The organism is Shigella sp. FC1544 (assembly GCF_001722145.1).
GTDB lineage: Bacteria > Pseudomonadota > Gammaproteobacteria > Enterobacterales > Enterobacteriaceae > Escherichia > Escherichia coli.
On the sequence record NZ_MECT01000121.1, the window covers coordinates 1 to 6,098 of the forward strand.

At 50.7% G+C, this 6,098-nt stretch carries 5 protein-coding genes; 3 read left to right on the forward strand and 2 right to left on the reverse strand.

Going from position 1 to position 6,098, the window contains the following annotated elements; translation table 11 throughout:
* Positions 1-277: transposase domain-containing protein (locus tag BGK49_RS08435; RefSeq protein ID WP_024249094.1), on the reverse strand; the 277-nt coding region annotated here is incomplete at its 3' end.
* Between the two features lie 103 nt (positions 278-380).
* Positions 381-1,118, reverse strand: a complete 738-nt coding sequence (gene bamD, locus BGK49_RS08440; RefSeq protein WP_000197686.1) for an outer membrane protein assembly factor BamD — start codon at positions 1,116-1,118, stop codon at positions 381-383.
* 134 nt (positions 1,119-1,252) lie between these two features.
* On the opposite strand from bamD, the gene rluD reads away from it, so the two are divergent.
* The 3 genes from rluD (at position 1,253) to clpB (ending at position 5,664) form a co-directional block, all read left to right on the forward strand.
* The gene (gene rluD / locus BGK49_RS08445) at positions 1,253-2,233 is read left to right on the forward strand and encodes a 23S rRNA pseudouridine(1911/1915/1917) synthase RluD (protein WP_000079103.1); all 981 of its coding nucleotides are present in this window, start codon (positions 1,253-1,255) and stop codon (positions 2,231-2,233) included.
* The gene (gene yfiH / locus BGK49_RS08450) at positions 2,230-2,961 is read left to right on the forward strand and encodes a purine nucleoside phosphorylase YfiH (RefSeq protein ID WP_000040159.1); all 732 of its coding nucleotides are present in this window, start codon (positions 2,230-2,232) and stop codon (positions 2,959-2,961) included. The genes rluD and yfiH overlap by 4 nt, the downstream gene beginning before the upstream one ends.
* A 129-nt stretch (positions 2,962-3,090) precedes the next feature.
* Positions 3,091-5,664, forward strand: coding sequence for an ATP-dependent chaperone ClpB (gene clpB, locus BGK49_RS08455; protein ID WP_001235102.1), 2,574 nt, complete (start codon positions 3,091-3,093; stop codon positions 5,662-5,664).
* Positions 5,665-6,098 lie beyond the last annotated feature (434 nt).

Sequence of the window (6,098 nt, forward strand, 5' to 3'; positions counted from 1 at the left end):
CGAAGGGGCGATTGCCCGGCAGCATGATGTCCAGGCGATTCACAATCTGGTGAAGAGGTTCTTTACGCTCAAGCGCCATGCCAACAATACACCAGACCATCATTTCGAGGGGAAGACGGCGCTTGCGTAGCGTTACAGTACCTGATTCGGCAAGGCAACGAGAGATGAGTTCGGGGTCGAGGTAATCCCCCAGAGAAGTCAGTGGGTTACGCAGAGAATCGTAACGGGATACCAGATCAAGAGCCTGTCCAATGTGCATAAAAAAATCCGGAAACAAGTGAGCGTTTCCGGATTCTTACACAGCCACTGGATCGGTCAACTGATCCTTAACTGATCGGCATTACAGCTCAAGGGCTGTCGTTTTGTGTTTCAGGTTTCTGTTATGTATTGCTGCTGTTTGCGGCGATGATTTTCGCTACTTTTTCAGCTTGCGCATTCATCTGCATCTGACGGTATGCATTTTCCATCAGTGGCAGCGCATCACGCGTAGCCTGGGTATCCGGGTAGTCGCGCAACATGCCTTCTACGCGGTTAACGACGGCAACCCATGCACCACGTTCTGTATAGTACTCAGCAACGGAGTATTCATATTTCGCCAGACGATCTTTCAGGAATACCAGACGTTTGGTTGCATCGGTAGTGTACTGACTGTTCGGATAGCCGCGCACCAGTTTGGAAAAGTCACTAAACGCAGCTCGTGCATGTTGAGGATCGCGATCGCTACGGTCAACGCCAAAGAACCCTTGCAGCGCACTGTCATCCAGCGCCATATTGGTCAGGCCACGCATGTACATGACATAATCGATATTCGGATGGGTCGGGTTAAGGCGAATAAAACGATCGATGGCAGCCTGTGCTAACGGCAAATCGGCGTTTTTATAGTAGGCGTAGATGAGATCCAGCTGCACCTGCTGCGAATACGGACCAAACGGATAGCGATTATCTAATGCTTCCAGTTGCGTTATTGCCTGTCTCCAGTTACCGTCCTGCAGCTTTTGTTGTGCAGTCGCGTAAATTTCATTTGGTGGATTATCAGGTACTTCTTCCTTTGACCCCGAGCAACCCGCCAAAAACAGGCTTAGTGTGGCGGCTGCCACCAGATATTTCATGCGCGTCATGACGTTTTGACTTTCCTCAAAATGTAATACGGGAGATTCTCTGTTCCTGCTCCCGGTTAAGACCAGCTACAATAGCACACTATATTAAACGGCAAAGCCGTAAAACCCCAACGATAAACGAAGAAGCAGTATATATGGCACAACGAGTACAGCTCACTGCAACGGTGTCCGAAAACCAACTCGGTCAACGCTTAGATCAGGCTTTGGCCGAAATGTTCCCGGATTATTCACGTTCGCGAATAAAAGAATGGATCCTCGACCAGCGCGTGCTGGTAAACGGCAAAGTTTGTGATAAGCCGAAAGAAAAAGTATTGGGTGGCGAGCAGGTTGCCATCAACGCTGAGATTGAAGAAGAAGCGCGTTTTGAACCGCAGGATATCCCGCTGGATATCGTCTATGAAGATGAAGATATCATCGTCATTAATAAACCGCGCGACCTGGTGGTACATCCTGGCGCGGGTAACCTGGATGGCACGGTACTGAATGCGTTGCTTCATTATTATCCGCCCATTGCCGATGTACCGCGTGCGGGCATCGTCCATCGTCTGGATAAAGACACCACTGGCCTGATGGTTGTGGCAAAAACCGTTCCGGCTCAGACGCGTTTAGTCGAATCTTTGCAAAGGCGTGAAATTACTCGTGAGTATGAAGCGGTGGCAATTGGTCATATGACCGCTGGCGGTACAGTAGATGAACCAATCAGCCGCCACCCGACCAAACGTACTCACATGGCGGTGCATCCCATGGGCAAACCGGCGGTCACTCACTATCGCATCATGGAACACTTCCGTGTGCACACGCGTCTGCGGTTGCGTCTGGAAACCGGACGTACGCACCAGATCCGCGTGCATATGGCGCATATTACCCATCCGCTGGTGGGCGATCCGGTTTATGGTGGCCGTCCGCGTCCGCCAAAAGGTGCTTCGGAAGCGTTTATCTCCACGCTGCGTAAGTTTGACCGCCAGGCGCTTCATGCAACTATGCTGCGTCTTTATCACCCGATCTCCGGCATCGAAATGGAATGGCATGCGCCTATTCCAGAAGATATGGTGGAGTTGATTGAGGTTATGCGCGCCGATTTCGAAGAGCATAAGGATGAAGTGGACTGGTTATGAGTAAGCTGATTGTCCCGCAGTGGCCGCTGCCAAAAGGTGTTGCGGCCTGTAGCTCTACCCGTATCGGCGGCGTGAGCTTGCCACCTTACGACTCTCTCAACCTTGGCGCTCATTGTGGTGATAACCCGGAGCACGTAGAGGAGAATCGCAAGCAACTTTTTGCTGCGGGAAATTTGCCTTCAAAACCGGTCTGGCTTGAGCAGGTACACGGCAAAGATGTGCTTAAGCTCACTGGCGAACCTTATGCCTCAAAACGGGCGGATGCCTCTTATAGCAATACGCCCGGCACGGTTTGCGCAGTGATGACTGCCGACTGCCTCCCTGTGCTGTTTTGCAATCGAGCGGGAACGGAAGTCGCCGCCGTTCATGCTGGCTGGCGTGGACTGTGCGCAGGCGTGCTGGAAGAGACGGTTTCCTGTTTTGCTGATAAACCTGAAAACATTCTCGCCTGGTTAGGGCCGGCAATTGGTCCACGCGCGTTCGAAGTGGGGGCGGAGGTTCGCGAGGCGTTTATGGCAGTAGACGCTAAAGCAAGTGCAGCTTTCATTCAGCATGGTGATAAGTATCTGGCGGATATTTATCAGCTTGCCCGGCAGCGTCTGGCGAACGTGGGTGTTGAGCAAATTTTCGGCGGCGACCGTTGTACATATACGGAAAATGAGACTTTCTTCTCTTATCGTCGCGACAAGACCACCGGTCGTATGGCAAGTTTCATTTGGCTGATATAACCTAAAGAATCAAGACGATTCGGTACGCGTGATTTTCTTTTCACATTAATCTGGTCAATAACCTTGAATAATTGAGGGATGACCTCATTTAATCTCCAGTAGCAACTTTGATCCGTTATGGGAGGAGTTATGCGTCTGGATCGTCTTACTAATAAATTCCAGCTTGCTCTTGCCGATGCCCAATCACTTGCACTCGGGCACGACAACCAATTCATCGAACCACTTCATTTAATGAGCGCCCTGCTGAATCAGGAAGGGGGTTCGGTTAGTCCTTTATTAACATCCGCTGGCATAAATGCTGGCCAGTTGCGCACAGATATCAATCAGGCATTAAATCGTTTACCGCAGGTTGAAGGTACTGGTGGTGATGTCCAGCCATCACAGGATCTGGTGCGCGTTCTTAATCTTTGCGACAAGCTGGCGCAAAAACGAGGTGATAACTTTATCTCGTCAGAACTGTTCGTTCTGGCGGCACTTGAGTCTCGCGGCACGCTGGCCGACATCCTGAAAGCAGCAGGGGCGACCACCGCCAACATTACTCAAGCGATTGAACAAATGCGTGGAGGTGAAAGCGTGAACGATCAAGGTGCTGAAGACCAACGTCAGGCTTTGAAAAAATATACCATCGACCTTACCGAACGAGCCGAACAGGGCAAACTCGATCCGGTGATTGGTCGTGATGAAGAAATTCGCCGTACCATTCAGGTGCTGCAACGTCGTACTAAAAATAACCCGGTACTGATTGGTGAACCCGGCGTCGGTAAAACTGCCATCGTTGAAGGTCTGGCGCAGCGTATTATCAACGGCGAAGTGCCGGAAGGATTGAAAGGCCGCCGCGTACTGGCGCTGGATATGGGTGCGCTGGTGGCTGGGGCGAAATATCGCGGTGAGTTTGAAGAACGTTTAAAAGGCGTGCTTAACGATCTTGCCAAACAGGAAGGCAACGTCATCCTGTTTATCGACGAATTACATACCATGGTCGGCGCGGGTAAAGCCGATGGCGCAATGGACGCCGGAAACATGCTGAAACCGGCGCTGGCGCGTGGTGAATTGCACTGCGTAGGTGCCACGACGCTTGACGAATATCGCCAGTACATCGAAAAAGATGCTGCGCTGGAACGTCGTTTCCAGAAAGTGTTTGTTGCCGAGCCTTCTGTTGAAGATACCATTGCGATTCTGCGTGGCCTGAAAGAACGTTACGAATTGCACCACCATGTGCAAATTACTGACCCGGCAATTGTTGCAGCAGCGACGTTGTCTCATCGCTACATTGCTGACCGTCAGCTGCCGGATAAAGCCATCGACCTGATCGATGAAGCAGCATCCAGCATTCGTATGCAGATTGACTCAAAACCAGAAGAACTCGACCGACTCGATCGTCGTATCATCCAGCTCAAACTGGAACAACAGGCGTTAATGAAAGAGTCTGATGAAGCCAGTAAAAAACGCCTGGATATGCTCAACGAAGAACTGAGCGACAAAGAACGTCAGTACTCCGAGTTAGAAGAAGAGTGGAAAGCAGAGAAGGCATCGCTTTCTGGTACGCAGACCATTAAAGCGGAACTGGAACAGGCGAAAATCGCTATTGAACAGGCTCGCCGTGTGGGGGACCTGGCGCGGATGTCTGAACTGCAATACGGCAAAATCCCGGAACTGGAAAAGCAACTGGAAGCCGCAACGCAGCTCGAAGGCAAAACTATGCGTCTGTTGCGTAATAAAGTGACCGACGCCGAAATTGCTGAAGTGCTGGCGCGTTGGACGGGGATTCCGGTTTCTCGCATGATGGAAAGCGAGCGCGAAAAACTGCTGCGTATGGAGCAAGAACTGCACCATCGCGTCATTGGTCAGAACGAAGCGGTTGATGCGGTATCTAACGCTATTCGCCGTAGCCGTGCGGGGTTGGCGGATCCAAATCGCCCGATTGGTTCATTCCTGTTCCTCGGCCCAACGGGTGTGGGGAAAACTGAGCTTTGTAAGGCGCTGGCGAACTTTATGTTTGATAGCGACGAGGCGATGGTCCGTATCGATATGTCCGAGTTTATGGAGAAACACTCGGTGTCTCGTCTGGTTGGTGCGCCTCCGGGATATGTCGGTTATGAAGAAGGTGGCTACCTGACCGAAGCTGTGCGTCGTCGTCCGTATTCCGTCATCCTGCTGGATGAAGTGGAAAAAGCGCATCCGGATGTCTTCAACATTCTGTTGCAGGTACTGGATGATGGTCGTCTGACTGACGGGCAGGGGAGAACGGTCGACTTCCGTAATACGGTTGTCATTATGACCTCTAACCTCGGTTCCGATTTGATTCAGGAACGCTTCGGTGAACTGGATTATGCGCACATGAAAGAGCTGGTGCTCGGTGTGGTAAGCCATAACTTCCGTCCGGAATTCATTAACCGTATTGATGAAGTGGTGGTCTTCCATCCGCTGGGTGAACAGCACATTGCCTCGATTGCGCAGATTCAGTTGAAACGTCTGTACAAACGTCTGGAAGAACGTGGTTATGAAATCCACATTTCTGACGAGGCGCTGAAACTGCTGAGCGAGAACGGTTACGATCCAGTCTATGGTGCACGTCCTTTGAAACGTGCTATCCAGCAGCAGATCGAAAACCCGCTGGCACAGCAAATACTGTCTGGTGAATTGGTTCCGGGTAAAGTGATTCGCCTGGAAGTTAATGAAGACCGGATTGTAGCTGTCCAGTAATGATAAAACGAGCCCTTCGGGGCTCGTTTTTGTCTATAAGTTAGACGGAAAAGACTATATTTAAGATGTTTTGCCTGAAAAATGAGCGAACGATAAAGTTTTTATATTTTTCGCTTGTCAGGCCGGAATAACTCCCTATAATGCGCCACCACTGACACGGAACAACGGCAAACACGCCGCCGGGTCAGCGGGGTTCTCCTGAGAATCTCAACAGAGAAAAGCAAAAAAAATGCTTGACTCTGTAGCGGGAAAGTGTATTATACACACCCCGCGCCGCTGAGAAAAAGCGAAGCGGCACTGCTCTTTAACAATTTATCAGACAATCTGTGTGGGCACTCGAAGATACGGATTCTTAACGTCGCAAGACGAAAAATGAATACCAAGTCTCAAGAGTGAACACGTAATTCATTACGAAGTTTAATTCTTTGAGCATC

Coding starts and splice junctions, on each gene's coding strand:
- bamD (WP_000197686.1), bottom strand. CDS start 1,118: ATGACGCGCATGAAATATCTGGTGGCAGCCGCCACACTAAGCCTGTTT.
- rluD (WP_000079103.1), top strand. CDS start 1,253: ATGGCACAACGAGTACAGCTCACTGCAACGGTGTCCGAAAACCAACTC.
- yfiH (WP_000040159.1), top strand. CDS start 2,230: ATGAGTAAGCTGATTGTCCCGCAGTGGCCGCTGCCAAAAGGTGTTGCG.
- clpB (WP_001235102.1), top strand. CDS start 3,091: ATGCGTCTGGATCGTCTTACTAATAAATTCCAGCTTGCTCTTGCCGAT.